A 24,916-nucleotide genomic window follows, 5' to 3' on the forward strand; every position below is an offset into this window, starting at 1 on the left:
CCTCACCGCTCCCCTCCGGCGTCCGCCCACGCCGTCTGAACCCGCCACCAGAAGAAGTACGCCTGCCGGGCCCACTTGCGCGCGAGGTTCCGGTCGCCGCCGGGACCGACGTTCCCCGTCGGCCCGCGATCGGGATCGCTCCCGCCCGCCTTGCCGCCGCCGTCCGACCCCATCCCGGAGCCGCCTTCCGAAGACGGGGGACCGGCCGGCGCTTCGACGTCGGCGTAGCGGACGATCTTTTGCCGGGTGAGGACGCCGTTTTCGTAGACCTCGATCGTCCCGTCCCGCCCCGGCGCGACGACCACTTCGACGGCATACTCCTTCGGGCCCGTCACCGTCTCCTGCACGACGACCCGTCCGGACGGGGTGCGGGCATCCCGAAGGAGGATGTTCACCGTCGTCGCCTGGCCGGACGCCGGAAGGACGCTCACCGGGTACTCGACGACGCGGGCGTCGCTTTTTAGGCCGCTCGAAACGAACAGGGTGATCTCCTGGCCGGCGGTGACGGTCTCGCCGGGCTTGACCGGCCATTGGGCGAACACCCGCCCCTTCGGGAAATACGACGGCTCTTCCCGAATGGCTTTGAGGACGAGATCGTGCTTGAGAAGGAGGCTCTCCGCCTCTTCTTTCGTGAGGCCGACGAGGTCCGGCATGTCGAAATAGCGCCGCCCGAGGCTCACGACGAGCTCGACCACCGTCTTTTTGGGCACGACCCGATCGCCGGCGGCCGGCGTCTGGCGGATGACCGTCCCTTTGGGCGCTTCGTCGTCGTACGCTTCGGTCACCGTGATCGATGAAAAATCCTTAAGCTCCGCCTCCGCCGCCTCACGGCTCAAGCCGACGACCGACGGCATGGCGATCGTCCGAGGACCGCGGCTCACGATGAGCTCGACCGGCGTGCCCCGTTTCGCCCGTTCGCCGGCGGGCGGCGCCTGGGCGATCACCTGGCCGGCCGGCGCCTCGTCGTTGAACCGTTCGTCAAAGGCCGGCACGAGCCCGAGGGCCTTCAAGGCCGCTTCCGCCGCCGCCCGGTCCTGTCCGGTGACATTCGGCACTTCGACTTCCGGGACGATGAGGGCCCCGGCGATCGCCCGGCCGAGGACGACGAGGAGAAGAAGAACGAGGAGGGCGCCGGTGCCGGCAAAAAGCCACCGGCGGCGGCGCCGATCGGGCGGCGCCGCGCCTGGCGCCCCCGGATCGCCGTCGCCCTCCGCCGGCGGGCGGCTGCCCTCCGGCCGGCCGCCTTCTCCCGGCAGAGCGTCCTCCTCCGGCAAGAGGCCCTCCGCACGCTCCGAAGGCGATCCGCCGGGCGTTTTCCCGTCGTTTTCCGAAAACGTTCCCCTCCACTCCCCCGGTCCGGGACGAACGCCGCCGCCTTCGTTCAGACCATCCGCCTCCGGCCGGTTTGCCGGCGTCGTTCCTTTCCGCGCGGCGGCCGGGACCGCCGGAAGCGGGCGAAAGGCGATGGTCTCCTCGTCGGCCCAGCGCCCGGCGGGATCGCCGATGGGGGGCTCGTCGCGGCGTTCCGGCCGGAGGGCGGTGAGGAGGTCCCGGCGCATGGCCGCCGCATCGGGATGGCGGTCTTCGGGGTGCTTCGCCAGCGCCCGGAGGATGACGTTCGCGAGCCCCCCGGGAAGCGCCGGGTTGAGTTCGCGCGGGGAGGGGGGCGGAGCGCTCACGTGCTTCAGGGCAACCGCCACCGGGTCTTCGCCGTCAAAGGGGAGCCGTCCCGTCGCCATCTCAAACAGCACGACCCCCAGGGAATACAGGTCCGACGCCGGCCCGACAACGCCGCCCCGAGCCTGTTCGGGGGAAAAGTACGGCACCGATCCGAACGTCCGATCGTCGGTGAGCGTCTCCTGCGTCACGGCCCGGGCGATGCCGAAGTCCGTCACCTTCACGCGGCCGGTCCGGTCGAGGAGGATGTTGTGGGGTTTGATGTCCCGGTGGACGATTCCCGCCCGGTGGGCCGTCTCGAGGGCGTCGAGGATGTCGGCGCCGACGGCGACGATCCGCTCCGGCGGAAGGGGGGCCTCCCGCTCGATGAGCGCCTTCAGCGTCTCCCCCTCGACGTACTCCATGATGATGTACGGCCCGTCTTCATCCTCGCCGACGTCGTAGAGGGTGACGATGTTCGGGTGAACGATGCAGGCGGCGGCCTGCGCCTCCCGGTAAAACCGCCGGACGAGCGCCGTATCGCCCCGAAACTCCGGCCGCATCCGCTTCACGGCGATCGGCCGGCCGAGGAGGAGGTCCGTCCCGCGATAGACGACCGCCATGCCCCCGCCGCCGATCGGCACCTCGATCCGGTATCGGCTGCGAATCGTTTCCGTCACCGGCGCATCCCTCCCCCCGCCGGCGACCCGTCCGCCGGCGCTCCGGCGACGACGGCGACGGTGATGTTGTCCGACGCGTCCCGACGAAGCGCCGTCTCGAGCAACCGATCCGCCAGCCGCTCGACGTCCCGGATCGCCTCGCCGGCGAAAACGGCGGCGATCTCGGCTTCCGGCAGCGCTTTGGACAGGCCGTCGGTGCAGACGAGCAGCCCGTCCCCCGGCCGCCAGTCGAACGGGACGAGGTCGACCGCCACCTCCGCCTCCGTGCCGACGGCCCGGAGAATGACGTTGCGCCGCGGGTGGACTTCCGCCTCCGCCTCGCTGATCTCCCCCCGCCGGAGGAGCTCGCCGACGTACGAGTGATCGTCCGTCAGCCGGACGAGGACGCCGGAGCGGTACAGATAGGCCCGGCCGTCGCCGACGTGGGCGACGAGCCCCGCTTCCCGTCCGATGAGAACGGCATCGAGCGTCGTCCCCATGCCCGCCACCGCCGGGTCGACCCGGGAAGCGGCATAGACGGCCCGATTGGCGGCCCGAACGGCCTCCACGAGGAGCGCCGGCCACTCCGACGGAGGGACCGGCCAGCGGGCGGTGACTTCCCGGACGAGCGTGTCGACCGCGAGGGCACTCGCCACCTCGCCGCCGGCGTGCCCGCCCATCCCGTCGGCGACGACGACGAGCAGGTGGCGCTCATCGAGGTCGAGGATGCGGCCGGCGTCTTCGTTTTTCGGCCGTTCACCGGTGTGGGACCGAAAGGCGAAACGCATCCGGAACCTCCTTTGCCCGGCGGGTTCCCGGGCGGCGACTCGAAGCCCCATCTTCGCCGGTCGCCCGACTACCGCTCGGACGGGACGCCGGCCGCCCCGAGGCGGACGGTGAGCGGCACTTCGTGCCGGGCCCGGAGCTGACCACAGGCGGCGGCGATCGTCGTGCCGTGCTCCCGCCGCCGGGTGACGACGATGCCGGCGTCCTCGAGGATCGCCTGAAACCGCCGGATGTCCGGCTCCGGCGCCCGGACGTACGGCCGCTCCGGCACCGGGTTGTACGGGATGAGGTTCACCAGGGAAAAGACCGGCCGGACGAGTTCGGCCAAGGCCCGGGCGTGCTCCGGCCGGTCGTTGACGCCGCCCAGGAGGATGTACTCAAACGTGATCCGGCGGCGGGTCTTTTCCACGTACGCCTTTGCCGCCGTCATGACGTCGGCGAGGGGATACTTTTTGTTGATCGGCATAAGCCGCGTCCGCAGTTCGTCCGTCGGCGCGTGAAGCGAGATGGCGAGCCGGACCTGAAGCCCGAGGTCGGCAAAGTCATAAATCCGCGGGACGATGCCGCTCGTCGAGACGGTGATGTGCCGCTGGCCGATGCCGAGCCCCCGCGGATCGGTGACGATGCGGAGGAAGGCGACGGTCGCGTCGTAGTTTTCAAACGGTTCGCCGATCCCCATGACGACGATGCGGCCGAGACGGACGCCTTCGGCGTCGAGAAGCCGCTGGGCGGCGAGGACCTGGACGACGATCTCCCCCGGCCGGAGGTTCCGCTTGAGGCCGCCGAGGGTCGAAGCGCAAAACGTACAGCCGATGCGGCAGCCGACCTGCGTCGTCACGCAGACGCTCGGCCCGTAGCGATGCCGCATGATGACCGTCTCGATCATCTCGCCGTCTTCGAGGGCGAGAAGGAGCTTGATCGTCCCGTCCGGAGCGACGTCTCGGGCGACCTCCGTCGGCCGGTCAAGCACGAACGCCTCCTTTAGGGCCGCCCGCAAGGTTTTCGGCAGATCCGTCAGCGCTTCGATCGACGGCGCGCGGCGGACGTAGAGGCCGCGGAAGATCTGCCGCGCCCGGTACGCCGGCTCGCCCCGTTCCCTAAGCCACGCCTCGAGGGCCTCGTACGGAAGGTCGTAGAGGCTTTTCGGTTCCGACAAAAGCGCCGGTTCCTGAGTGAGCGCCGCCATGATGCCCCTCCTTTCCCGGGACCGGTTGCATCGCCGGGCGGTCCGCGGCGGCCCCTCCGATGCGCCGGTCACCCCGCTCGACGCGCCGGAGGACCTTCGGCGCGCCGGGCGCCGGCGGATCCGCGGCGGCCGCGGACCCTTCCGTCGCCACGGCCCGCTCCGGTCCACCGGCGAAATCTTCCGCCCCGCCGCCGTTTCGTTCGGCGCCGGCGTCTGGACCGCCCTGCGGGCCTTCGGCCGGCGCTCGGCGCAGCCGGGCGAGGAAAAAGCCGTCGCCGCCTTCCCCGGGCCAGAGCTCCACCATCCCCGGCCCGACGCTTCGGAGCCCGGGTACGGGCGGGAGATCGTCCAAGAGCGTCGGGTCGAGGACGAAGTCCGGCCGCTCGCGCAAAAAGGCCTCGACGGTGCCCTCGTTTTCTTCCCGGGTGAGGGTGCACGTGCTGTAGACGATGAGCCCCCCGGGACGGACGAGCGCCGCGGCACCCCGGAGGATCGCCCGCTGCTTCGCCGCCAGCGATTCGATCGCCTCCGGCTGAAGGCGCCACTTGATCTCCGGCTTTCGCGCGAGCGTCCCGAGGCCGCTGCACGGCGCGTCGACGAGCACCCGGTCGAACGACGCCGGCGGAAGGTTTTGCAGTTTCCTCGCATCTTCCTGCCGGACGACGAGGGAGCGGAGGCCGAGGCGCGCTTTTTCCCGTTCAAGAAGCTGCACTTTATGCGGGTGGATGTCGGCGGCGACGACCTCCCCCACGTCGTCCATCAGCTCCGCGATATGGGTCGCCTTGCCGCCGGGGGCGGCGCAGGCGTCGTACACCCGAAGCCCCGGCTTGAGCCTCATGGCCCGGGCGATGAGCTGAGCGTTCCGGTCCTGGATCGTGAGCCACCCTTCGGCGAGAAGCGGCTTTAAGGCGGAGGCCGGCCCCCGGACGGCGTAGGCGTCCGGAAGGCCCGGGGCCGGTTCGAGGGACGCCCCCGCCTCCTGAAGCCGCGCCCGGACGATCGCTTCGGCGTTCGGCCGGAGGCGGTTTAAGCGGACGTAAAGCGCCGGCGGCGCGTTCATCGCCCGAAGGAGCGCCTCCGCCCCGTCCGGGCCGTAGGCCGCCCGCCACCGCTCGACGAGCCACGCCGGGGCGCTCAGGCGGACGGCGAGCGCCCCGGCGTCGTCCCCTTCCGGCGGCGCGGCCCGCTTCGGATCTCTCAGGTACGCCCGGAGGACGGCATTCGCCATCCGGGCGTGGCCCTCATGGCCGAGGCGCCGGGCGAGGGCGACCGTCTCGTGGACGACGGCGTACGCCGGCACGCGATCGAGAAAGAGAAGCTGATAAAAGGCCATCCGCAAAAGCCGGCGAAACCACGCCTCGAGCCGCTCCGGCGGCCGGTCGAGGTAGGCCGCGAGGGCGTGATCGAGGCGGGCCCGCCAGGCGAGCGTCCCGTAGACGAGCTCGGTGGCGAGCGCCCGGTCCGCCGGCGAAAGGCGGGCCACCTCCGGGCTGTCCCGGAGGAGGAGGTTCGCGTACGCGCCGCCTTCCTCGACGCGGGTGAGGATGCGGAAGGCGACGTCCCGGGCGCCCCGGGCCGGCCGCAAGGCGTCAGGCAAGCCGGTCGCCCACCTTCCACATCCGCCGGCCGAGGAGCCACGCCCGAGCGGACATGCGGCGCTTCCCGGGCGGCTGCACTTCGACGAGCTCGAGGGCGCCGGAACCGGTCCGAAGCACCGCCCCCCGCTCGGTGAGAAACAGAAGCGTTCCCGGCGGCTTCGCGGCGTCTTCCGGCCGGCGACGGATCTCGGCTTCATCGATCGGTTCCGCCCACCACACCTTGAGCGGATCGCCTTCCCCCTGAAGGGCGAGATACGCGCCCGGTTCCGGAAGGAGCGCCCGGAGCCGGCGGAAGAGGGCGTCGGCCGGGAGCGCCGGATCGAGCCGTTCATCGTCCCGGGTGAGGACCGGCGCGTACGTCGCCAGCGTCTCGTCCTGCGGCACCGGAGTGATCCGGCCGGCGAGATAGGCGGGGAGCGCCTCAAGAAGCAGATCCTTGGCCAGGACGGCGAGTCGGTCAAGGAGCGCTCCGGCGGTCTCCCGAGGACCGATCGCCGTCCTCGCCTGGGCGACGATCGGCCCGGCGTCCATCTTCGGCACCATCTGCATGAGGGTGACGCCGGTCTCCGGGGCGCCGTCCATGATCGCCCGCTGGACCGGGGCGCCGCCCCGGTAGCGAGGGAGAAGCGACGCGTGCAGGTTGAGCGCCCCGTGGGAGGGAAGCGCAAGGAGCCGCCTCGGGAGAAGTTGCCCGTAGGCCGCCGTCACGATAACCTCGGGCCGGGCTTCCTCGAGGCGCAAAAGCGCCGCCTCGTCCCGAATCCGCTCCGGCTGAAAGACGGGAAGCCCGAGCGTCCGGGCGACTTCTTTCACCGGCGGCGGCGCAATCCGCCGGCCGCGGCCGACCGGTCGGTCCGGCTGGGTGACGACCAGGACGACCTCGTACCCGGCCTCGACGAGGCCGGTGAGGCTCGGGACGGCGTATGCCGGCGTGCCCATGAAGACGACGCGGGTCATGAGCCGGCGTCTCCCGCCTTCCGGCCGCCGGCCCGACCGGCGAGGCGGGTTTTTCGGCCGAGGGCCGGCGCGCCTTCGGCCGGCGCCGCTTGAGCCCCCGTTTCCCCCTCCGCCCCGCCGGCCGCCACCGGGTCACGGCGGTAGAGGGTGTGGGCCCGGTCGATGAACAGCACGCCGTTCAGGTGGTCGATCTCGTGCAGGAGGGCCCGCGCCAAAAGTCCCTCCCCTTCCACCTCAAACCACTCGCCCCGGCGGTTTTGCGCCCGAACGCGGACCCGCGCCGGCCGGATGACGTCGCCAAAGACACCGGGAATGCTCAGGCAACCTTCCGGCCCGTCCTGCTCGCCGGACGTCTCGAGCACCTCCGGGTTGATGAGCTCGATGAGCCCCTCGCCGACGTCGACGACGGCGATCCGCTTCGAGATGCCGACCTGCGGCGCCGCAAGGCCGACGCCGTCGGCGGCGTACATCGTCTCGGCCATGTCGTCGAGAAGGCGCTCGATTGCCGGGGTGATCTTCGCCACCGGCCGGGCGACCTGCCGGAGCACCGGGTCGGGATGCTTGACGATGTAGCGAACGCTCACCGACGTCCTCCTTTCGTTTTGGTTTTTCCGCATCTATGCCGCTCCAGGCGGACGGGCGGTCCGCTCCGCAAAACGCTTCGGCGGTCAGAACAGCGTCTCAGGGTCGAAGTCGACGGTCACGGCAACCTCCTGCCGGCGGACGGGCCGCTCGATCTCCCGAAGCGCCCGGCGGATCTTCGACGCCAGCTCCGGTTCCTGCTTGTATTTTATCAAGGTGTGAAAGCGAAAGCGATCGCGAAGTTTGGGAATCGGCGCCGGCGCCGGGCCGACGACGATCGTCTCCGGGACGACCGCCATCCGGAGCCGCTCGGTGACCGCCCCGAGCGCCTCCCGGGCCACCCGGGCGTCCCGGGCGTCCGCCTGGACGACCGCCAGGCGGTAATACGGCGGGTAGGCGCCTTTTTTCCGGGCGGCGATCTCGGCGGCAAAGAAAGCGGCCACATCACCCGTGACCGCCGCCCGGATGCTCGGGTGATCCGGCATATACGTCTGGACGATCACCTCGCCGGGAAGCTCCCCCCGTCCCGCCCGGCCGGCGACCTGGGTGACGAGCTGAAACGTCCGCTCGGCGGCGCGAAAATCCGGGAACCCCAGCCTGGCATCGGCGAGGACGATGCCGACGAGGGTGACCCGGGGGATGTCGAGCCCTTTGGCGATCATCTGCGTCCCGACGAGGATGTCCGCTTCACCCCGGAGGAAGCGGCCGAGGAGCTCCGCGTGGGCGCCCCGCCGGCCGGTCGTATCCCGGTCCATCCGGAGGACGCGCGCCTCGGGAAAGGAATGAAGGAGCGCTTCCTCCACCCGCTGGGTGCCGCCGCCCAGGGGGATGAGATGGGGGCTCCCGCAAAAGGGACACCGGTCGACCATCGGCTGCTCGTAGCCGCAGTAGTGGCACCGGAGCGCCCCGTCGGCCCGGTGGTACGTCAGCGTGACGGCGCAATGAGGACACTCGATCGCCCGGCCGCAGCGGCGGCAAAGCATGACGGGGGCGTACCCCCGACGGTTCTGAAGGAGGATCACCTGCTCGCCGCGCCGGAGCCGTTCTTCGATCGCTTCCCGGAGGGGGCGGCTCAAAAGCCCGCCGCCTTCCTTCCGGAGGTCGACGACCCGGACGTCCGGCAGCCGGGCCGATCCGACGCGGCGGGGGAGCGTGACGAGCCGGTAGCGACCGGCCCGGGCGAGGGCGTACGATTCGACCGAGGGCGTCGCGCTGCCCAGGACGAACACGGCGCCGTGGTGCGCCGCCCGCCAGCGGGCGATCTCCCGGGCGTGATAGCGAGGCGTCTCTTCCTGCTTGTAGCTCGCCTCGTGCTCTTCGTCGAGGACGATCAGGCCGATGTCGGCGAGCGGGGCGAACACCGCCGAACGGGCGCCGACGACGACCGACGCTTCGCCGCGACGGATGCGTTGCCATTCGTCGTGCCGCTCCCCGGCGCCGAGGCCGCTGTGGAGGATCGCCACCCGGTCCCCGAAACGCTGCTCGACCCGGGCGAGCATCATCGGCGTGAGGGCGATCTCCGGGACGAGGAGAAGCGCCGTCCGCCCCCGGGCGAGGGTCGCCTCGATGGCGGCGAGATAGACTTCCGTCTTGCCGCTTCCGGTGACGCCGTGGAGGAGGATCGGCCGCCGGTCGCCGCCGTCCAGGGCGCCCTCGATCGCCCGGACCGCCGCCTTCTGGTCGTCCGTGAGTTCGACCGTCGGCCGCCGCCACGCGGCGTCGACCTCCGGCCGCCGGGAAAGGGGCCGCGCTTCCAAGCGAATCCAGCCGGCGTCGACGAGGGCCTCGAGGCTGGACCGGGAGGCGCCGGTCAACCGAAGGAGTTCCGCCACCGGCGTCGGACCCCGCTCGGCGAGCGTCTCCAGCACCGCCCGCTGCCGGATGCCGCGGAGGCTCGCCGCCGCTTCCCGAAGCGCCGGCGCGGCGGCGTTCGGCACCGCAAAGCGGACCGTCTTCGTCCGCCCCCGGGGTTTTCGCACCCGCGCCTCCGCGAGCCAGCCCCGTTCGAGAAAATCGTCGACGATGGGGCCGGCCTCCGGAAAACGCCGAAGGATGGCCTCCAGGGCGACCGGACCCCGATCCCGGATCCACTCCAGCACTTCGGCTTCTTCCGGCAGGGCGATGATCGGCCCGTCGTCGCCGTTCCAGCGGATGAGGCGCCGCTCTTCGGTCTTGACCGCCGGCGGGAGCATCGAAAGAAGCAGCCGGTACGGCGGGATGAGGCGCGTCTCGACCAGGTGGACGGCCAGGCGGACGAGCTCCGGCGTAAACGGCGGCTCGTCGTCCAGCACCTCGAGGATCGGCCGAAGGAGCCGGCCGCCGGCCGCCTCCATGGCGGTCGCGACGTCCAGGACGATGCCTTCCAGGCGGCGCCGGCCGAAGGGGACGACGACCCGGACGCCGGGGACGACCTTCGGCCGAAGGGCCGACGGAACGAGATAGGAAAAACGGCCGTCCGGCTCATACGGCGCGTCGACGGCGACGACGGCGACGGCGTTCACCGGCCGTCCCCCTCCGCTTCCCCGTCCGACGCCTTCGCCGCCCTTTCCGCCTCCCCCTCGGCCCGGCGCCGCGCTTCCGCCTGGGCGATCGTCCGGAGCAGGACTTCCGCCAGTTCGGCTTTCGAAAGAAGCGGCAGCGCCGTTGCCGTATCGTCCGGCCCGATGAGGACGACGCGGTTCGTCTCGACGTCGAAGCCGGCGCCCGGTTCCGTCACGTCGTTGGCGACGATCCAGTCGGCGTTTTTCTCCCGGCGCTTTTTCCGGGCATGGGCGAGGACGTCGTGTGTCTCGGCGGCGAAGCCGATCACCGTCTGGTGCGGCCGCTTGCCGCGGCCGATCTCGGCGAGGATGTCCGGCGTCGGAACGAGGGTGAGCGTAAGCGGCTCCCCTTTTTTCTTGATCTTCCGCCCTTCGGCCGCCGCCGGGGCAAAGTCGCTGACCGCCGCCGCGGCGATGAACCAGTCGAACCGCTCCCGCCAGGAGAGGGCGGCCCGGTACATCTCCTCCGCCCGTTCGACCCGGACGACCGTCACCCCCTCCGGCGGGGTCAGCGACACCGGCCCGCTGATGAGGACCACCTCGGCGCCGAGCCTCCGGGCGGCTTCCGCGAGGGCATAGCCCATCCGGCCGGAAGACCGGTTGGTCAAAAACCGGACCGGATCGAGCGGCTCCCGGGTCGGGCCGGCGGTGATGACGACCGTCTTGCCTTGAAGCACCGCCTCCGTCGTGGGGGGCTCCTCCGACCGCAGCCCCCCTTCCGGCCGCGGCGCGCCGGTCGCCCGCTCCCTTCGCCGCGCCGGAAGGAGCGGGTCCGGATTGGGCGACGCCAGGGCGAGCCGGCCGGCGAAGACGTCGTCGATCGCCCGGGCGATGTCCTCCGGCTCCATCATCCGGCCCTTCCCGGTGTAACCGCAGGCGAGCGGCCCTTCCCCCGGTTCGAGGAAGTGCACCCCCCGCCGTTTGAGAAGCGCGATGTTGTCCTGCACCGCCGGGTGGGTGTACATGTGGACGTTCATCGCCGGCGCGATCATCACCGGTGCCGTTGCCGCGAGGAGCACCGTCGAAAGCATGTCGTCGGCGATGCCGTGGGCGTATTTGCCGATGACGTTCGCCGTCGCCGGCGCCACGACGACGAGATCCGCCCGATCGGCGACGTCGATGTGGGCGATGCCGGACGGATCCGCCTCCTCGAACGGGTCCGTATACACCCGTTCCCGGCTCATCGTCTGAAACAGAAGCGGCGTCACGAACCGCTCCGCGCCCCGGGTCATGACGACGACCACATCGTATCCTTTTTTCTTAAGGAGACTCACCAGCGCCACCGCCTTGTAGGCGGCGATGCCGCCGCTTACGCCGAGGAGGATCGTCGGCGCCACGGCGCTCCCTCCCCCCACGAAAAAAGGCCGAAGCGGCCGGTCACGCTTCGGCCTTCGGCCGGACCTCCAGCCGTCCGGCATAAAATTCCTCCAGCGCGATGCCGACGTCCCGCGACGAGCGCGGCGCCTCGATGAGCGGCCGTTTGTCCTCGAGGAGCTGCCGCGCCCGCCGGGCGGCGATCATCGTCAGCCGGTATTTGCTTCCGGCCTGGGCCACCAGTTCGTCGATCGGCGGATATCTCATCGCCACACCTCCCGCGAAAGCCGCCGGCGCATCTCGTCAAAGGCGCGGGCCCGGCGAAGATGCTCGGCCGTAATGATGCATCGGATGCGCTCAACCGCCGCGTCGACGTCGTCGTTGACGACGACGTAGTCGTACAGGTCGACCTCCCGGACTTCCTGCTCCGCCTGCCGGAGCCGCTCGGAGATGACCTCCGGGTCTTCCGTCCCCCGGCCCTGAATCCGATCGACGAGCGCCTCCCACGTCGGCGGCGCGAGGAAGATGAACACCCCGTCCGGGTACCGCCGGCGGACCTGCCGGGCGCCCTGCACCTCGATCTCCAAAAGCACGTCGCGCCCCTGAGCGAGCTTTTCGAAGACGAACGCTTTCGGCGTTCCGTAGTAGTTCGAGACGTACTCCGCCCATTCCAAAAAGGCATCCTGGCGGATCATCTCTTCAAATTGTTCCCGGCTGCGAAAAAAATAGTTGACCCCTTCCACCTCTCCGGCCCGCGGGGGGCGGCTGGTCACCGAGACCGAATAGACGAGGTCCGGCATGCGCTCCCGGAGCTTCTGGCCGACGGTTCCTTTGCCGACGCCCGAAGGGCCGGAAAGAACGATGAGAAGCCCCCGCCGCCCGCTCAAATGAGCGTCTTCCGACACGGTTTTCGCCTCCACGCCTCAGGCCCCTCCGTCCGGCGCGGCCCGAAGCCTTCGACCCTGGTCGTCCTGATTCGTTATTTAACTATAGCATAACCGCGCCGTTTTGAAAACGACGCCGCGCTCGAAACGGCCAAAAAACGAACCGGGCAAGCGCCTCCCCCGAAAACCGCCAACCTAAAACGCCAAAAGGCCGGAGGCTTACGCCTCCGGCCGGGCGGGACGGCCGGACGAAAGACGGCCGAACAGACCGAGGAGGACAAACGGCGCCGCCGAATAGCCGATCACCCGGAGCCAGTCTTCCACCGAAAGCGGGACCGCGCCGAAAATGCGCGCCGCCGGCGGCCAGACGATCACGAGGACGACGAGGGCAAACGAGACGAGAACGCTCAGGACGAGGGGGATGTTGTCAAGCGGGCTTCGATCGAACAGCGACCGCTCGTTTCGGGCGTCGAACACGTGGATGAGCTGCGCGACGATGAGCGTCGCAAACGCGACCGTCTGCGCCTCTCCAAGCGGCGCCCCCGCGGCGAGCCGCTCGGAAAACGCCCAGAGCGTCACGCCGGTGATGATGGCGCCGCGGCTCAAGATCTTCCACCCGAGCCCCCGGGCAAACAGGCTCTCCGACGGCGGGATCGGCGGCCGATTCATGACATCCCGTTCCATCGGATCGAGGCCGAGGGCGAGGGCCGGAAGGCCGTCGGTGACGAGGTTGATCCAGAGGATCATGAGCGGCGTCAGCGGCACCGGCCACTTCAAGGCAAAAGCGACCAACATGACCATGATCTCCGCGACGTTGGAAGCGAGAAGATAGCGAACGAACTTGCGGACGTTTTCGTAGATCGTCCGCCCTTCCTCCACCGCCGCCTCGATCGTCGCGAAGTGATCGTCGAGCAGGACGACGTCGGCGGCCTCTTTGGCCACCTCCGTGCCGCTTTGGCCCATGGCGATTCCGATGTCGGCCGCCTTGAGCGCCGGCGCGTCGTTCGTCCCGTCGCCGGTCATGGCGACGATGTGCCCGGCCGCCTGAAGCGCCTGCACGATCCGGAGCTTATCCTCCGGCGCCACCCGGGCGAAGACGTCCGTCTCGTCCGCCAGGCGGGAAAGCGCCTCCCCGTCGAGGCGCCGAAGATCCTCGCCGGTGAGGACCCGCCCCGTCGGCCGCAAGATGCCGAGGTCGGCGGCGATCGCCCGGGCCGTCTCCCGGTGATCGCCGGTGATCATCGCCACCCGGATGTGGGCCGCCTGCACCGTCCGGATCGCGGCGGGCACATCCGGCCTGGGCGGATCGATGAGGCCGACGAGGCCCACGAAGACGAGCTCCGCCTCGTCCTCGAGCCCCCGAAGCCGCTCGAGCGGCCCTTCCCGATAGGCGACGGCGAGCACCCGGAGCCCCGCGGCGGCCATCGCCTCGGCCTCCTCAGCCCACCGCCGGCGCTCGGCGTCGCCCAGCCGCCGGACGGCGCCCCCGTCGAAGATCGCCGCCGACCGGGTCAAGATCGCCTCGAACGCCCCCTTGGCCGCCAGCACGCCCCGGCCGCCGCCGACCTCGTAGACGATGCTCATGCGCCGCCGGACGCTGTCAAACGGAAGCACCTTGGCCCGCTTCCGCCGCCTAAGCGCCTCCTCGTCGAGGCCCGCCTTCCGGGCGGCGACGACGATCGCCCCTTCCGTCGGATCGCCGTCGATGCGCCATCCGGCCGGCGCCGCCTCCCGGGTCTTCCTCCGAAGTCCAAGCCACCGGAACCGTTCGGCCGGCCGCTTCGGTCCCTCCGTTCGGTCCCCCGTCTCCGGCGGAAGGAGCCGGGCCTCGCTGGCGAGCACGCCATAGGTCAAAAGCGCCATCACCTCCGGGCGCTCCTCGGGATCGAACGGCGCCGTCCGTTCCGGGTCGAGGAAAAATCCCCCCTCCGGCCGGTAGCCGCTTCCCGAGACGAAAAAGGCGCCGCCGGCGGTCCGGCCCTGGACGAGGGTCATCCGGTTCAGCGTCAGCGTCCCGGTCTTGTCCGTTCCGATGAACGTCGTGCTGCCGAGCGTCTCGACCGCCGGAAGCCGCCGGACGAGGGCCTTTTTTTTCTGCATCCGGGAGACGCCGAGGGCGAGAACGACGGTGACGATCGTCGGAAGCCCCTCCGGGATGGCGGCGACGGCGAGCGTCACCCCGATGAGAAACATCTCCTCGAACGGATAGCCGTCGAGGACGCCGAGCCCCGTCACCGCCGCCGTCAGGGCGACGGCGATCCAGACGAGCACCCGGCCGAGGTGCCGGATCCGCCGCTTGAGCGGCGTGTCCGTCTCCTCCGTCAAGGCGATGAGATCGGCGATCTTCCCCATCTCCGTCGCCATGCCCGTCGACACCGCGACGCCCGTCGCCCGCCCTTTCAAGATGAGCGTGCCCATGAACGCCATGTTCGTCCGATCGCCCAGGGGCCGGGGCGCCGGGAGGACCGCCGGCGCCCGCTTTTCCACCGGCACGCTCTCCCCGGTGAGCGGCGCCTCGTCGACGAGCAGGCCCTCCGTCCAAAGGAGCCGGACGTCCGCCGGCACCCGGTCGCCGGCCTTCAGCACGACGACATCGCCGGGGACGACATCCTCGGCCGGCACGACCGCCCGCCGTCCGTCCCGAACCACCTCCGCCTTCGGCGCCGCTATCTTGCCGAGCGCCTCAAGAGCCCGCTCCGCCCGGTACTCCTGCACAAATCCGAGGAAGGCGTTGAGGAGAAGGATGGTGAGAATCGCCACCGCATCGACGAACTCGCCGAGAAGCCCCGAGATGAGGGTCGCCGCAAGCAGCACGAGCACCATAAAATCCCGAAACTGCCCGAGAAAGATCGCCGCCGGGTCGACGCCACCGGCCGCCTTCAGAGCGTTCGGTCCGACGCTTGCCCGCCGGCGGGCCGCTTCTTCCCCGTCAAGCCCCTGCTCCGGATCGACGGCCAGGGCCGAGAGCACGTCGACCTCCGGCCGGGCGTACCACGCCTGCGGATCTTCGGGGCCGCTTCCCGCCCCCGATTCCGAGCGCCCGCCGGAGACGTCCGGCCCGGACGCCAAGGCGCGGCGCCCGAAGGGCTCCGCCGCCCGCCGCCCGAAGGCCGCCTCCCGGCGCATCGACGGGTCGAGCGTTCTTTGGCGCATCGTTTCGCGTCTTCCGCCGCTTGCCATCGTCCCGCCTCCCGCTTCGAACTCCTGTCCCACGCCTCGTGCCAATCTATGCCGCACCGGTCCGGGCTATGCCGGGTCCGGGACGCCGAGGCGATCCTGGACCGTAAGGGCGCATCTTGCGCCGGCCGATGCGCGTGATAGACTGAAGGGCGGAAAGGGAGGCGATCCGATGTTCGACGGGCTTCTCGTCGCCCGCCTCGCCGCGGAGCTCGACCGGCGGCTTTCGGGCGGGCAGATCCAGAAGATCCAGCAGCCGGACGACGACACCCTCGTCTTCTTCGTCCGGACGCCCGGGGCGACCCACGCCCTGGTCGCCTCCCGGCAGCCGGAGGCGCCCCGGCTCTACCTCGCCCACAAACCGCCCCGGCGATCGGCCGAAGGCCCGCCGTCGCCGCGGCTTCAGCTCATCCGCAAGCACCTGCAAAACGGCCGCATCGCCGCCGTCACCGCCCTCGACCTCGACCGGATCGCCGCCGTCGAAGTCGAGGCGACGGACGAACTCGGCGACCGCCGCCGCTTCCGGCTCCTTGTCGAGCTCACCGGCCGAAACGCCAACGTCATCCTGATCGACGCCGCCGGCCGCATCCTCGAGACGCTCCACCCCGTCACCGCCGACATGAGCCGCTACCGGCAGATCCTGCCCGGGCTTCCGTATGTCCCCCCGCCGCCGCAAGACAAGATCGATCCCCGTGGCGTTCCGGAGGAAGAATGGATCGCCCGCCTCCGGGCGGAGCCGGAAGCGCTGCGAGACGAAACGGCCCTGGCCGAGTGGCTGACCCGGCGCGTCCGCGGCTTCGGCCCCCTGCTCGCCCGGGAGACCGCCCACCGGGCCGTCCGCTCCGGAGGCCTTACCCCGGCCGGCGCCGCCCGGGCCCTCGTCCGGACGGTCGACATCGTCCTCGCCGGCGGCGAACGGCCCGAGCTTCTCCCCGGCGGCGAACGGCCGGCCTTTCACGCCCTCGCCCTCACCCACCGCTCCGGACCCCGGGAGGCGTTCGACGACGTCCTGGCGCTCCTTCAGGTCCACTACGAGCGGATCATCCCGGGGCTCACCGTCCAGCGGGAAGCCCGGGCCCTCCGGCAGGCCCTCGAGGCGCGCCTCGGGCGGCTGGAGAAAAAAATCGCCCTGCACCGGGCGACCCTCGCCGAAGCCGACGCCGCCGAGCGGCACCGGCGGTTCGGCGAGCTCATCCTGGCTTACCAGTACGCCGTCCCGATGACGGGCGTCTCGGAGGCGGCCGTACCGGACCCCGACGACCCCGACCGGACGCTCCGCATCCCCCTCGATCCCGCCCTTTCCCCGGCGGAAAACGCCGAGCGGCATTTTCGCCGCTACCAGAAGCTCAAGGCCGCCCGGGCGGCGGCCGAAAAGGAGCTCGAGCGGGCCGAGGCGGAACGCCGCTACCTCGAGGAGGCCCTGCTCTACCTGGACGACGCCGACGCCGAGGCCCTCGCCGACCTCAAGGAGGAGCTCGCCGCCGCCGGCCTCATCGCCCCGCCGGCGCCGGCAAAGGGGCCGGCGAAAAAGCCCGACGCCGGCCGGAAAAGCGGCCCGGAGCGCTTCCTCTCGAGCGAAGGCGCCCTCATCCTCGTCGGAAAAAGCGGCGGCCAGAACGACCGGCTGACGTTTAAGATCGCCCGGCCGGACGACCTCTGGCTGCACGCGAAAAACCTCCCCGGCGCCCACGTCGTCGTCCGGGGACCGGCCGGCGAGGCCACCCTCGAAGAGGCGGCCCTCATCGCCGCCTATTTCAGCAAGGGCCGCCACTCGAGCCGGGTCCCCGTCGACTACACGCCGGTCAAAAACGTCCACAAGCCGAAAGGCGCCCCGCCCGGCTTTGTCCTCTACCGGGGTGAAAAAACGCTGTTCGTCACCCCGAGCCTCGAGCGGGTGCTCCCCATCCTTGCCCGCCGCCCCGACGAGCGCCCGCCGGCCGAAACGGCGCCGGACGGCGCCTAAAGCCGCCCTTCCCCGGCCACACTAAGGACAAAACGACCCATCCTCGAGGGAGGCGGGGCCATGATCCGAACCCCCGACGGTGCCCAGCCCGCCCGGCGGGCCGTCGCCCGGGACGGGAGGCCGGTGACCCGGCGGCGATACGATCCCGATCATCCGAGCGAACCGTTCGTCAACGAACACGGCGTCGTCATCGGCGACCACTTTTACGACTCTCCGAACTCTCCCCTCAACCGCTGGAGCCCGGACGTCGATCCGGCGGCGCTCTCCGGCGACGAATGGGTCCACCCGATGAACGACGTCGGCTGGAAGGCGCCGGAAAACCAGGCCCTCTGGGAGGCGGGGCGCATCCCCGGCGGCGGCCCGTTCATGCACCCGATGGAAGACGTCTCAAGCCACGCCGAGGCAAAAGCCCTCACGCCCGGGGAGGAAATCGAGCTGACCGGCGATTTCCCGGGCAAGCGCAAGATGCTCCACCGTTCGACCGCGGACGACGCCGAAGACGACCCCGGCGCCTGGACCGATGAAGACCGGGCCTAATCTCCGGCGCCGCGGCCCGAAAAACGGCGAAAGCCCCGGACGATCCGGGGCTTTTGTCGTTGCCGAAACGGCCCAAGGGCGGGCGGCCGGACGCCGAGCCGTCGCACGGCTTTGCGGGGCTTATCCCCCGACGTCGAGCGCCGCTCGCCGGCCGCCGGACGTCGAACGCCGCCTCAAGGACGACGGCTCAAACGTCGAACGCCCACCGGCCGCCTACGAGAAGCGGTTCCCGACCGCCGGCTTCCGTCACGCCGTCGACGTCGAGGGCGCCGGAGCCGATCATGAAATCTTCGTGGACGAGGCTCACATTCGCTCCCCGACGGAGGAGCGCCGCCTCATCGAGCTCGGCGCCTCCTTCAAGCGTCGTCGGGTACGCTTTTCCGAGGGCGAGGTGGCAGGCGGCGTTTTCATCGTACAGCGTATTGTAAAAGAGCACCCCCGAGCGGCTGATCGGTGAGTCGTCCGGGACGAGGGCGACCTCTCCGAGCCGCCGGGCGCCTTCGTCCATCTCGAGAAGGTGCCGAAGCGCCGCCTCGTTCGTCTTCGCCGACGCCGAGACGACGGCGCCGTCCCGGAACTCGAGCCGGATGCCGTCGATCAGGACGCCGTTGTAGTTGAGCGGCTTCGTCGCCGCGACGACGCCGTCGACCCGCTCCCGGTGCGGCAGGGTATAGACCTCCTCCGTCGGGATGTTCGGCAAAAAGAAGATCCCCCGCCGGTCCCGGCTCCCGCCGCCCTGCCAGACGTGCCCCTCCGGGAGACCCACGACGAGGTCCGTCCCCGGACCCCGGAAATGAAGCGCCCGGTAGCGCTTTTCGTTCAGATACCGCACCCGCCGGCCGAGGGCGCCGGCGTGCTGCTCCCAGTTTTCCAGCGGATCGCCGCCGGTGACGCGGGACGCCGCCAGGATGTGGCGCCAGAGGGTCCGGACCGCCTTCGCCGGCGGAAGATCCGGAAACACCTTCTTCGCCCACGCCGCCGTCGGCGCCGAGATGAGGGACCAGCGGGCGTGATCGCTCATGAGGAGCGCCCGGTACGGCTTCGTCGCTTCGCCGACCGTCTTGTTGGCGAGCGCCACCCGCTCGGGCGGCACGTCGGCGAGGAGGTCCGGATCCGGCGCGTAGACCGTGAGAAACGCCGCCCCCTCCCGGGCCATCGTCTCGTAGCCGTCGGCGATCCACTTCGGAAACGTCCGGAGCGCCGCCTCCGACGCGTACTTGTAGCGCATTTTTCCGGTCTCGCCGTCCGACCACTCCACGTGGACGTACACCGCCCCCGCTTCGTAGGCGATCCGGACGATCTCCCGGACGAGGGGCGCCGCCTCGAGGGGCGCCCGGAGAACGAGCATCTGCCCCGCCTCAAGCGCCACACCTTTTTTCACCGCCAGCCGGGCGTACGCCTCGAGCGGCACCTCCTTGTAGAGCGCCTCCATCGGAAAAAGCTCCGTCGTCATCGACGTCCTCCTTCACGTCTCACGCAAGTCTTAAGCGCATCGAAGGAATCTCCCCTTCAGCGGAGGCGCCAGAGCGCCGCAAAAAGAAGCGCCCAGCCGATGAGAAACGCCACCCCGCCGAACGGCGTCACCGCCCCGAGGGCCCGGACGCCGGTCAGGGCGAGGAGATACAGACTCCCCGAAAAAAACACGATCCCCGCCAGCAAAAATCCCCCGGCGGCGGAAAGCCCGCCGGCGGCCTCCGGCGCAACCCGAAGCAGGGCCGCAAGCGCAAGCAGGCCGAGGCCGTGGATCATCTGATAATGGACGCCCGTCTCATAGACGGCGAGAAGATCGTCGGCGATCTTTCCCTTCAGGCCATGGGCGCCGAACGCCCCGAGGGCGACCGCCAGAAACAGATTGAGCGCTCCGAGCATGCCCCAGAGCTTCACCGCGGTTTCCTCCTTTCGCGGGCGTAAAGCCGCCGGAGCGCCTGCCTGAGCTCCGGATCGGCCTCCGCCTCGGCTTCCACCGCCCGCCGGACGGCTTTCAGATCGACGGCAAAATGGGCCCGCATGAGCACCTCCGCCAGATGCACGAGCGGCGTCGTTGCGATCTCCCGGTACATCTTCCGGGTGAAAAGATGCCGCGCCTCCGGCAGCGCCTCGGCGACCGCCCGGCGGATCCGCTCGCCGGAAAAATCCGCATCGACGAAGACGTACACTTCATCCGCCCGGAGGGCCTCGATCGCCTCGAGCGTCCGCGGCCCCGGCGTCCCGTGCGTCAGGACAAATGTCACCGGTTCCGCTAAAATGGACTTCAGCCGCTCGGCATCCGTCTTGCCCTCGACGATGATCACCTTGCCGCCCATCGCTCACCCTCCGCCAGAACGAGGTGATCCCATGCGGCTCTTCTTCGCCCTGCCGGTGCCCCCCGGCGCCCGGGCGGCCCTCGCCGGCTTCACCCGGGCCCACCGGGCGGACCTCCCCTTCCGGCGGTTCGTCCACCCCGACGACTACCACCTCACCGTCGCCTTCCTCGGCGAGCTTCCCGACGCCGTCCTTCCGGCCCTCCTAAGAAGCGTCGACCGCCTCCGGCCCTCGGCCCCCGGTCCCCTCCGCATCCGGCTCGAGGCCCTGGGCGCCTTCGGTCCGGCGGAGCGACCCCGGGTGCTCGTCGCCCGGGGCCGCCTCGACCCGGAGGCGCCCTTTCTCCGCTATCGCGACGCCCTCGTCGCGGCCCTCGCCGACGAAGGAATCGCCGTCGACCGAAAACCGTTCGTCCCGCACGTCACCCTGGCCCGAGACGGCACGGCGCCCCTTCCCGACCTTCCCTGGACGCCCATCGCCTACGCCGCCGCAGATCTCGTCCTCTTCCGCTCCGACCTCGGAAAAAAGCCGATGTACACCCCCCTTCAAGCGTGGCCCCTCTGAACCGGCGCTCCGCTCAGGCCGAAGCGGATGAGGCCGACGGCCAGAAGCGAAAGCAGGGCCCCGGCGACGTACGGCAAGAAGATATTCACATGATACAGGGCGCTGCCAAAAAGGGGTCCGAGGACCCGCCCGAGGCTGTCCATCGCCGAGTTGACCCCGGACGTCGTTCCCTGGCCGACCGGCGTCCGCTGGGTGATGAGGGACGTCACGTTTGGCCGCTCGAGGGCATTCCCGACGGCGAAGACCGACACGAAGGCGACCGCCGACCAGAAGTTGAACGAAAGCGTGATAAGAGCAAAGCCGAGTGCCGCGATCCCGAAGCCGACCGCCGCCGCCTGCGCCTCGGCTCCCTTCGGAATCCGCCGCACGACCCCGCCCTGAACCGCCGCGCCGACGATGCCGATGAGGGCAAAGAGGATCCCCATCTGGAACTCGTCGGCGCCGATCTTCACTCCCTCGAAGTAAACGAGCGTTGACTCGACCGCCGCCAGCGTGAACGTCACGAGGAACGAAAGGCCAAAGAGCACCTTCATCGGCCCCTGGAAGACGGCGCCGAAGCCGCCCGCCTCCGCCGCCCGGCGGCCCCGCGCCTCCGGCGGAAGCGATTCCGGAAGCGCCGCCGCACCGAACAGGGCGGCGAGAAGCGACAGCGCCGCCGCCAGGTAAAACGGAAAGGCAAGAAACACCCGACTGCCGATGCCGCCGATCGCCGGGCCAAACACGAAGCCGAGGCCGATCGCCATACCCACGAAGCCCATGCCCTTCGTCCGCGTCTCCTCCGACGTGATGTCGGCGACGTAGGCGACGCTCGAGGCGATCGCCGCGCCGGAGAAAAGCCCCCCGAGGATGCGCGACGCGTACATGAGCCCGAGGGACGTCCCGCTTACGGCGAGAAGCCAGAAGCTCACCGCAAAGCCGACCATGCCGACGAGGATGATCGGACGCCGGCCGATCCGGTCCGCGAGGCGTCCCCACAGCGGCGAGGCAATGAGCGAGACAAGCGAATAGAGGGAGAGCATCGCCCCGAGGTGAAGCTCCGCCGCCTCCGGCCCGGCCGCCTGCTTGATCGCCGAGGGCAGGACGGGGATGATGAGCCCGAATCCGGTAAACGCCGTAAAGATGATCAGCATGATGACGAGCATCCGCCGGTCCATCATCGTTTCGCCCGCGTTCGTCCTCCCCCTGAATCTCCCATCAGGCCAGGACCTCCGAACCGGGCAGGCACCTCCTTCCAGAAATGGGGCTCCATCCGGGCGGACTCACCCGCCTTCCTCCCCGCCCCTCGCCCCTTCCCCGCCTTATCCCCGGCCGCCCTGTTCCCGCACGAGGCGCTGTTTGAGCTCCCAGAGCGGAAGCGACAGGTCGACCGGATACTCGTGCGGATAGACGAGCCGCCGCACCTCCGGCGCAAACCGCTCCCGTTCCGACAAGTGATACCGCCGCACCGCCTCCGCCGCCGGCGGCGGATGGAGGCGCCGACCGCCCACCATCACCGGCTCCAGAAGGAGCCGGGTTTCGTAATTCCGGAGCGTCTTTCGCTTCATCGTGTAGATCGGGTGAAAGATCTCGTACGGCCCCTCCGGAAGCGGCTCCTCTTCGAGCAGGATGACGTCCGCCAGCGCTTCCCCCCGGTCCCGATCGTAAAACCGGACGACCTTTTTCACGCCCGGATCGTTGATCTTGAGCGGATTTTCGCTCACCTTGAGCTTCGGCACCCACCGATCGCCTTCCCGGATCGCCGAAAGCTTATACACCGCCCCCAAGGCGCCGCAATCGCCGCCGGTGACCAGCTCCGTCCCGACGCCCCACGCGTCAATGCGAGCCCCCTGCACCTTGAGGTCCCGGATGATCGTTTCGTCGAGGTCGCCGGACGCGACGACGATCGCGTCGGAAAACCCCGCCGCATCGAGCATTGCCCGGGCCGCCTTGGAAAGATACGCCAGATCGCCCGAATCGATCCGCACCCCGAAGCGGGCCGGCCGGCGGCCGAGCCGCGCGAAGTGCGCCCGGAACGCCTCGATCGCGTTCGGAAGCCCCGACCGAAGGACGTCGTACGTGTCCACGAGGAGGATCGCCTGATCCGGAAACGCCGCCAAAAAGGCGTCAAAGGCCGCCCGTTCGTCCGGAAAACTCTGCACAAAGGCGTGGGCGTGCGTGCCGACGACCGGAATGCCGAAGCGCCGCCCCGCCTCGACGTTCGACGTCGCCTGCGCTCCGACGATGTACGCCGCTCGGGCCGCGTACACCCCCGCCTCCGGCCCGTGAGACCGGCGGAGGCCGAACTCCAGCACCGGATCGTCCCCGGCGGCATGAACGATGCGGGCCGCCTTCGTCGCGATGAGCGTCTGGTGGTTGATGTAGGCGAGAATCGCCGTCTCCACCCAGTGCGCCTCGCCGATCGGCGCCTCAATGCGAAGGAGCGGCTCGTGGGGAAACACCGGCGTCCCTTCCGGCACCGCCCAGACGGTCCCCCGAAAGCGAATCCCCCGCAGATACTCGAGAAACGCCCGGTCGTAGCCGCCGACGTCGGCGAGATAGCGGAGCTCCTCGTCCGTAAAATGCGCCGCCTCCAGCCAGTCGAGCACCGCCTCCAGCCCGGCGAACACCCCAAACCCCGCCCCGCACGGCAGCCGCCGGAAAAAAACGTCAAACACCGCCGGCGTCTCGTGGCTCCCCCGGCGAAAATGGGCGTACATCATGTTCAACTGATAAAAATCCGTCCAGAGCGCCTCTCCCACCGCGCCATCTCCCCCGATCGCCCGGCCTCTGGCGCCCAGGTCGTTCAGGTCCCGGGCCTTTCAAAGCCGGGTTTAGTCCGGGCCAGAACCCTTCAACCCCGGTTCGATTTCACCATAACACCATGATATCGCCTAATTTTGGGTCGCGCAAATGCCGGACAAACACCCTTGAACCGTCCCACCGATACGTTAACATCGATCCGACCGATAAGGAGGTGCTCCGGTGTTCACCCCCCTCTACCCGGCCTACGGCCCCGCCGCAGGCGCGCAGGCCACGTTCGGCGCCGGACCGGCCCCGTATGCCGTGCCGTACGCGGCGGCCGGAGGCTTCTGGCCCGTCGCCTACGCCGCCGACCGCCTCACGCCGATGGAGACGCTCATGCTGCACGAGCTCCTCGTCTCCCAGACCGCCCAGCTCCTCGACCTCCGGGGAAGGCTTGAGGCGGTCGAAAACGAAACGCTGAAGGCGATCCTCGGGCGGATGGTCCAGCTCCTCGAGAAAAACATCCGCGAGACGATCGCCCTCCTCCAGCGACGCGCCGTCTTCCCGGCCTGACCGAATCAGACGGGACCGCCCGAGCCGCGTTCCACGAAAGGAGGTCGACGATGCTCACCCCTGCCGATCGCCTGACCGCCGTCACCATGCTTCACGATGCCAAGGCCATCCTCTGGCGGACCGCCTCCGTCCTCACCGAAGCCGCCAACCCGACCCTCAAGAACACGATCCTCCGGCAGTTCAACGACTGGGTCTACGTCCATGACCTCGTCTTTCAGCTTCTCGAGCGAGAGGGGGTCTATCCCGCCCATCACGTCGAGCGCCTCATCCGGGAGAACATCCGCTGGGCCGAAGCGGCGCTCCACCCCGCGGAGGCGTGACGGAAGCGCCCGTTGAGTCAAAAGGGGCGGCGAACCATTTCGCGCCCCACCGGACGTCCCGTTCGCTAAACGGCCGGCCACAAGGCCGGGAGAAGCGGAGCGCGCAAGTCGGCCAAACGGAAGAGGCCCCGTTCTCGCCAGTCGGCGAGGCCGGTGGCCTTATTCATTTCCGAATCGGAATGCGGCGACGCCCATGCCGGGCACACGAAAAGGCCGGCGACGTCGGTCGCCGGCCCGGAAGGGCCGTCGGCCCCGGCTTTCCGTTACGCCACCGGGCCCAGAAGCCCCACCCGCAGGATGATCACGAGGAGCACGTAGATGACGACGGCAAAGGCAAAAAAGCGGTATCCGGACTCGTACCAGGTGACCGGCTGCGGCGCACCGCTTTCGGCGGCGGCAAACGCTTTGGCCATCCTCTCGCCTCCTTCCGTGTTATACTGGAGTAAGCGTCCGTCGGCTTGCCCCACCGGCGCGAGGCTTTCACCGCCGGCGCGAGGCTTTTGTCATCGGGCGGCGGCGACGGGCCCTACGCCCGGAGCGGTGCCTCCTCTTCCGGGGCCACCCTCACCGTATGCGCCTGCCCGCTCCGACGTGTGGA

22 protein-coding genes are annotated in these 24,916 nt (G+C 69.9%); 5 read left to right on the forward strand and 17 right to left on the reverse strand.

Annotation, left to right across the window (positions count from 1 at the left end; all coding sequences use genetic code 11):
- Positions 1 to 2 precede the first annotated feature (2 nt).
- The 11 genes from pknB to K2M58_RS12875 all read right to left on the reverse strand — a co-directional run bounded on the left by pknB (position 3) and on the right by K2M58_RS12875 (position 15,315).
- Complete coding sequence (gene pknB, locus K2M58_RS06950; RefSeq protein WP_220676956.1) at positions 3 to 2,336, reverse strand: Stk1 family PASTA domain-containing Ser/Thr kinase; 2,334 nt, start codon at positions 2,334 to 2,336, stop codon at positions 3 to 5.
- Positions 2,333 to 3,103 (reverse strand): Stp1/IreP family PP2C-type Ser/Thr phosphatase, encoded by a 771-nt coding sequence (locus tag K2M58_RS06955; RefSeq protein ID WP_220676957.1) that lies wholly within the window; start codon positions 3,101 to 3,103, stop codon positions 2,333 to 2,335. The genes pknB and K2M58_RS06955 overlap by 4 nt, the downstream gene beginning before the upstream one ends.
- A gap of 68 nt (positions 3,104 to 3,171) precedes the next feature.
- Positions 3,172 to 4,287 (reverse strand): dual-specificity RNA methyltransferase RlmN, encoded by a 1,116-nt coding sequence (gene rlmN / locus K2M58_RS06960; RefSeq protein ID WP_220676958.1) that lies wholly within the window; start codon positions 4,285 to 4,287, stop codon positions 3,172 to 3,174.
- Entirely contained in the window at positions 4,199 to 5,884 is a 1,686-nt protein-coding gene (rsmB, locus tag K2M58_RS06965) for a 16S rRNA (cytosine(967)-C(5))-methyltransferase RsmB (protein ID WP_220676959.1), read from the reverse strand. The genes rlmN and rsmB overlap by 89 nt, the downstream gene beginning before the upstream one ends.
- Complete coding sequence (gene fmt, locus K2M58_RS06970) at positions 5,877 to 6,842, reverse strand: methionyl-tRNA formyltransferase (RefSeq protein ID WP_220676960.1); 966 nt, start codon at positions 6,840 to 6,842, stop codon at positions 5,877 to 5,879. The genes rsmB and fmt overlap by 8 nt, the downstream gene beginning before the upstream one ends.
- Positions 6,839 to 7,426, reverse strand: coding sequence for a peptide deformylase (gene def / locus K2M58_RS06975; protein ID WP_220676961.1), 588 nt, complete (start codon positions 7,424 to 7,426; stop codon positions 6,839 to 6,841). The genes fmt and def overlap by 4 nt, the downstream gene beginning before the upstream one ends.
- 84 nt (positions 7,427 to 7,510) lie before the next feature.
- Entirely contained in the window at positions 7,511 to 9,925 is a 2,415-nt protein-coding gene (priA, locus tag K2M58_RS06980) for a primosomal protein N' (RefSeq protein ID WP_220676962.1), read from the reverse strand.
- Positions 9,922 to 11,301 (reverse strand): bifunctional phosphopantothenoylcysteine decarboxylase/phosphopantothenate--cysteine ligase CoaBC, encoded by a 1,380-nt coding sequence (gene coaBC / locus K2M58_RS06985; RefSeq protein WP_066441967.1) that lies wholly within the window; start codon positions 11,299 to 11,301, stop codon positions 9,922 to 9,924. The genes priA and coaBC overlap by 4 nt, the downstream gene beginning before the upstream one ends.
- A 40-nt stretch (positions 11,302 to 11,341) precedes the next feature.
- On the reverse strand, positions 11,342 to 11,545 hold the full coding sequence (gene rpoZ, locus K2M58_RS06990; protein WP_066198881.1) for a DNA-directed RNA polymerase subunit omega: 204 nt from the start codon (positions 11,543 to 11,545) through the stop codon (positions 11,342 to 11,344).
- Positions 11,542 to 12,198 (reverse strand): guanylate kinase, encoded by a 657-nt coding sequence (gmk, locus tag K2M58_RS06995; RefSeq protein WP_252393408.1) that lies wholly within the window; start codon positions 12,196 to 12,198, stop codon positions 11,542 to 11,544. The genes rpoZ and gmk overlap by 4 nt, the downstream gene beginning before the upstream one ends.
- 183 nt (positions 12,199 to 12,381) lie before the next feature.
- Positions 12,382 to 15,315 carry a cation-translocating P-type ATPase gene (locus K2M58_RS12875; RefSeq protein ID WP_220676963.1) on the reverse strand — a complete coding sequence of 978 codons (2,934 nt, stop codon included), beginning with the start codon at positions 15,313 to 15,315 and terminating at the stop codon, positions 12,382 to 12,384.
- Positions 15,316 to 15,511: 196 nt separating this feature from the next.
- On the opposite strand from K2M58_RS12875, the gene K2M58_RS07005 reads away from it, so the two are divergent.
- The gene (locus tag K2M58_RS07005; protein WP_220676964.1) at positions 15,512 to 17,302 is read left to right on the forward strand and encodes an Rqc2 family fibronectin-binding protein; all 1,791 of its coding nucleotides are present in this window, start codon (positions 15,512 to 15,514) and stop codon (positions 17,300 to 17,302) included.
- 60 nt (positions 17,303 to 17,362) lie between these two features.
- A complete protein-coding gene (locus K2M58_RS07010) occupies positions 17,363 to 17,839 on the forward strand; it encodes a DUF3905 domain-containing protein (RefSeq protein ID WP_220676965.1) in 477 nt (158 codons plus the stop codon).
- A 187-nt stretch (positions 17,840 to 18,026) separates the two neighbouring features.
- Here K2M58_RS07010 and K2M58_RS07015 read toward each other — a convergent pair whose 3' ends face one another.
- The 3 genes from K2M58_RS07015 to K2M58_RS07025 are packed head-to-tail and all read right to left on the reverse strand — an operon-like array spanning position 18,027 to position 20,142.
- Positions 18,027 to 19,292 (reverse strand): aminopeptidase, encoded by a 1,266-nt coding sequence (locus K2M58_RS07015; RefSeq protein ID WP_252393409.1) that lies wholly within the window; start codon positions 19,290 to 19,292, stop codon positions 18,027 to 18,029.
- Between the two features lie 56 nt (positions 19,293 to 19,348).
- Positions 19,349 to 19,723 carry a DUF423 domain-containing protein gene (locus K2M58_RS07020; protein WP_220676966.1) on the reverse strand — a complete coding sequence of 125 codons (375 nt, stop codon included), beginning with the start codon at positions 19,721 to 19,723 and terminating at the stop codon, positions 19,349 to 19,351.
- Positions 19,720 to 20,142: a toprim domain-containing protein gene (locus K2M58_RS07025; RefSeq protein ID WP_220676967.1), complete on the reverse strand. Its 423-nt coding sequence runs from the start codon at positions 20,140 to 20,142 to the stop codon at positions 19,720 to 19,722. Before K2M58_RS07025 ends, K2M58_RS07020 begins: the two co-directional genes overlap by 4 nt.
- 31 nt (positions 20,143 to 20,173) lie before the next feature.
- Between K2M58_RS07025 and thpR the strand changes: the two genes are divergently transcribed.
- Positions 20,174 to 20,704, forward strand: a complete 531-nt coding sequence (gene thpR / locus K2M58_RS07030; RefSeq protein WP_220676968.1) for an RNA 2',3'-cyclic phosphodiesterase — start codon at positions 20,174 to 20,176, stop codon at positions 20,702 to 20,704.
- Here thpR and K2M58_RS07035 read toward each other — a convergent pair.
- Positions 20,686 to 21,861: an MFS transporter gene (locus K2M58_RS07035; protein WP_354667506.1), complete on the reverse strand. Its 1,176-nt coding sequence runs from the start codon at positions 21,859 to 21,861 to the stop codon at positions 20,686 to 20,688. The genes thpR and K2M58_RS07035 overlap by 19 nt on opposite strands.
- Before the next feature lie 141 nt (positions 21,862 to 22,002).
- On the reverse strand, positions 22,003 to 23,442 hold the full coding sequence (locus tag K2M58_RS07040) for a nicotinate phosphoribosyltransferase (RefSeq protein WP_220676969.1): 1,440 nt from the start codon (positions 23,440 to 23,442) through the stop codon (positions 22,003 to 22,005).
- 223 nt (positions 23,443 to 23,665) lie between these two features.
- On the opposite strand from K2M58_RS07040, the gene K2M58_RS07045 reads away from it, so the two are divergent.
- Positions 23,666 to 23,998, forward strand: a complete 333-nt coding sequence (locus K2M58_RS07045; RefSeq protein WP_220676970.1) for a hypothetical protein — start codon at positions 23,666 to 23,668, stop codon at positions 23,996 to 23,998.
- A 50-nt stretch (positions 23,999 to 24,048) separates the two neighbouring features.
- Entirely contained in the window at positions 24,049 to 24,318 is a 270-nt protein-coding gene (locus K2M58_RS07050; protein ID WP_220676971.1) for a spore coat protein, read from the forward strand.
- Positions 24,319 to 24,581: 263 nt separating this feature from the next.
- Here the strand turns inward: K2M58_RS07050 and K2M58_RS07055 are convergent, their stop codons facing one another.
- Complete coding sequence (locus K2M58_RS07055; RefSeq protein ID WP_220676972.1) at positions 24,582 to 24,731, reverse strand: hypothetical protein; 150 nt, start codon at positions 24,729 to 24,731, stop codon at positions 24,582 to 24,584.
- Between the last annotated feature and the right edge of the window lie 185 nt (positions 24,732 to 24,916).

Origin of the sequence: Hydrogenibacillus sp. N12 (assembly GCF_019645935.1) — a bacterium.
In the GTDB taxonomy this organism is placed as follows: Bacteria; Bacillota; Bacilli; order Thermicanales; family DSM-22653; genus Hydrogenibacillus; species Hydrogenibacillus schlegelii.

Excerpts from the sequence above, each read along its gene's own strand:
- K2M58_RS06955 (WP_220676957.1), bottom strand. The coding sequence starts at position 3,103 with ATGCGTTTCGCCTTTCGGTCCCACACCGGTGAACGGCCGAAAAACGAA.
- rlmN (WP_220676958.1), bottom strand. The coding sequence starts at position 4,287 with ATGGCGGCGCTCACTCAGGAACCGGCGCTTTTGTCGGAACCGAAAAGC.
- fmt (WP_220676960.1), bottom strand. The coding sequence starts at position 6,842 with ATGACCCGCGTCGTCTTCATGGGCACGCCGGCATACGCCGTCCCGAGC.
- rpoZ (WP_066198881.1), bottom strand. The coding sequence starts at position 11,545 with ATGAGATATCCGCCGATCGACGAACTGGTGGCCCAGGCCGGAAGCAAA.
- K2M58_RS12875 (WP_220676963.1), bottom strand. The coding sequence starts at position 15,315 with ATGCGCCAAAGAACGCTCGACCCGTCGATGCGCCGGGAGGCGGCCTTC.
- K2M58_RS07005 (WP_220676964.1), top strand. The coding sequence starts at position 15,512 with ATGTTCGACGGGCTTCTCGTCGCCCGCCTCGCCGCGGAGCTCGACCGG.
- K2M58_RS07010 (WP_220676965.1), top strand. The coding sequence starts at position 17,363 with ATGATCCGAACCCCCGACGGTGCCCAGCCCGCCCGGCGGGCCGTCGCC.
- K2M58_RS07015 (WP_252393409.1), bottom strand. The coding sequence starts at position 19,292 with ATGACGACGGAGCTTTTTCCGATGGAGGCGCTCTACAAGGAGGTGCCG.
- K2M58_RS07025 (WP_220676967.1), bottom strand. The coding sequence starts at position 20,142 with ATGGGCGGCAAGGTGATCATCGTCGAGGGCAAGACGGATGCCGAGCGG.
- thpR (WP_220676968.1), top strand. The coding sequence starts at position 20,174 with ATGCGGCTCTTCTTCGCCCTGCCGGTGCCCCCCGGCGCCCGGGCGGCC.
- K2M58_RS07035 (WP_354667506.1), bottom strand. The coding sequence starts at position 21,861 with ATGATGGACCGGCGGATGCTCGTCATCATGCTGATCATCTTTACGGCG.
- K2M58_RS07050 (WP_220676971.1), top strand. The coding sequence starts at position 24,049 with ATGCTCACCCCTGCCGATCGCCTGACCGCCGTCACCATGCTTCACGAT.
- K2M58_RS07055 (WP_220676972.1), bottom strand. The coding sequence starts at position 24,731 with ATGGCCAAAGCGTTTGCCGCCGCCGAAAGCGGTGCGCCGCAGCCGGTC.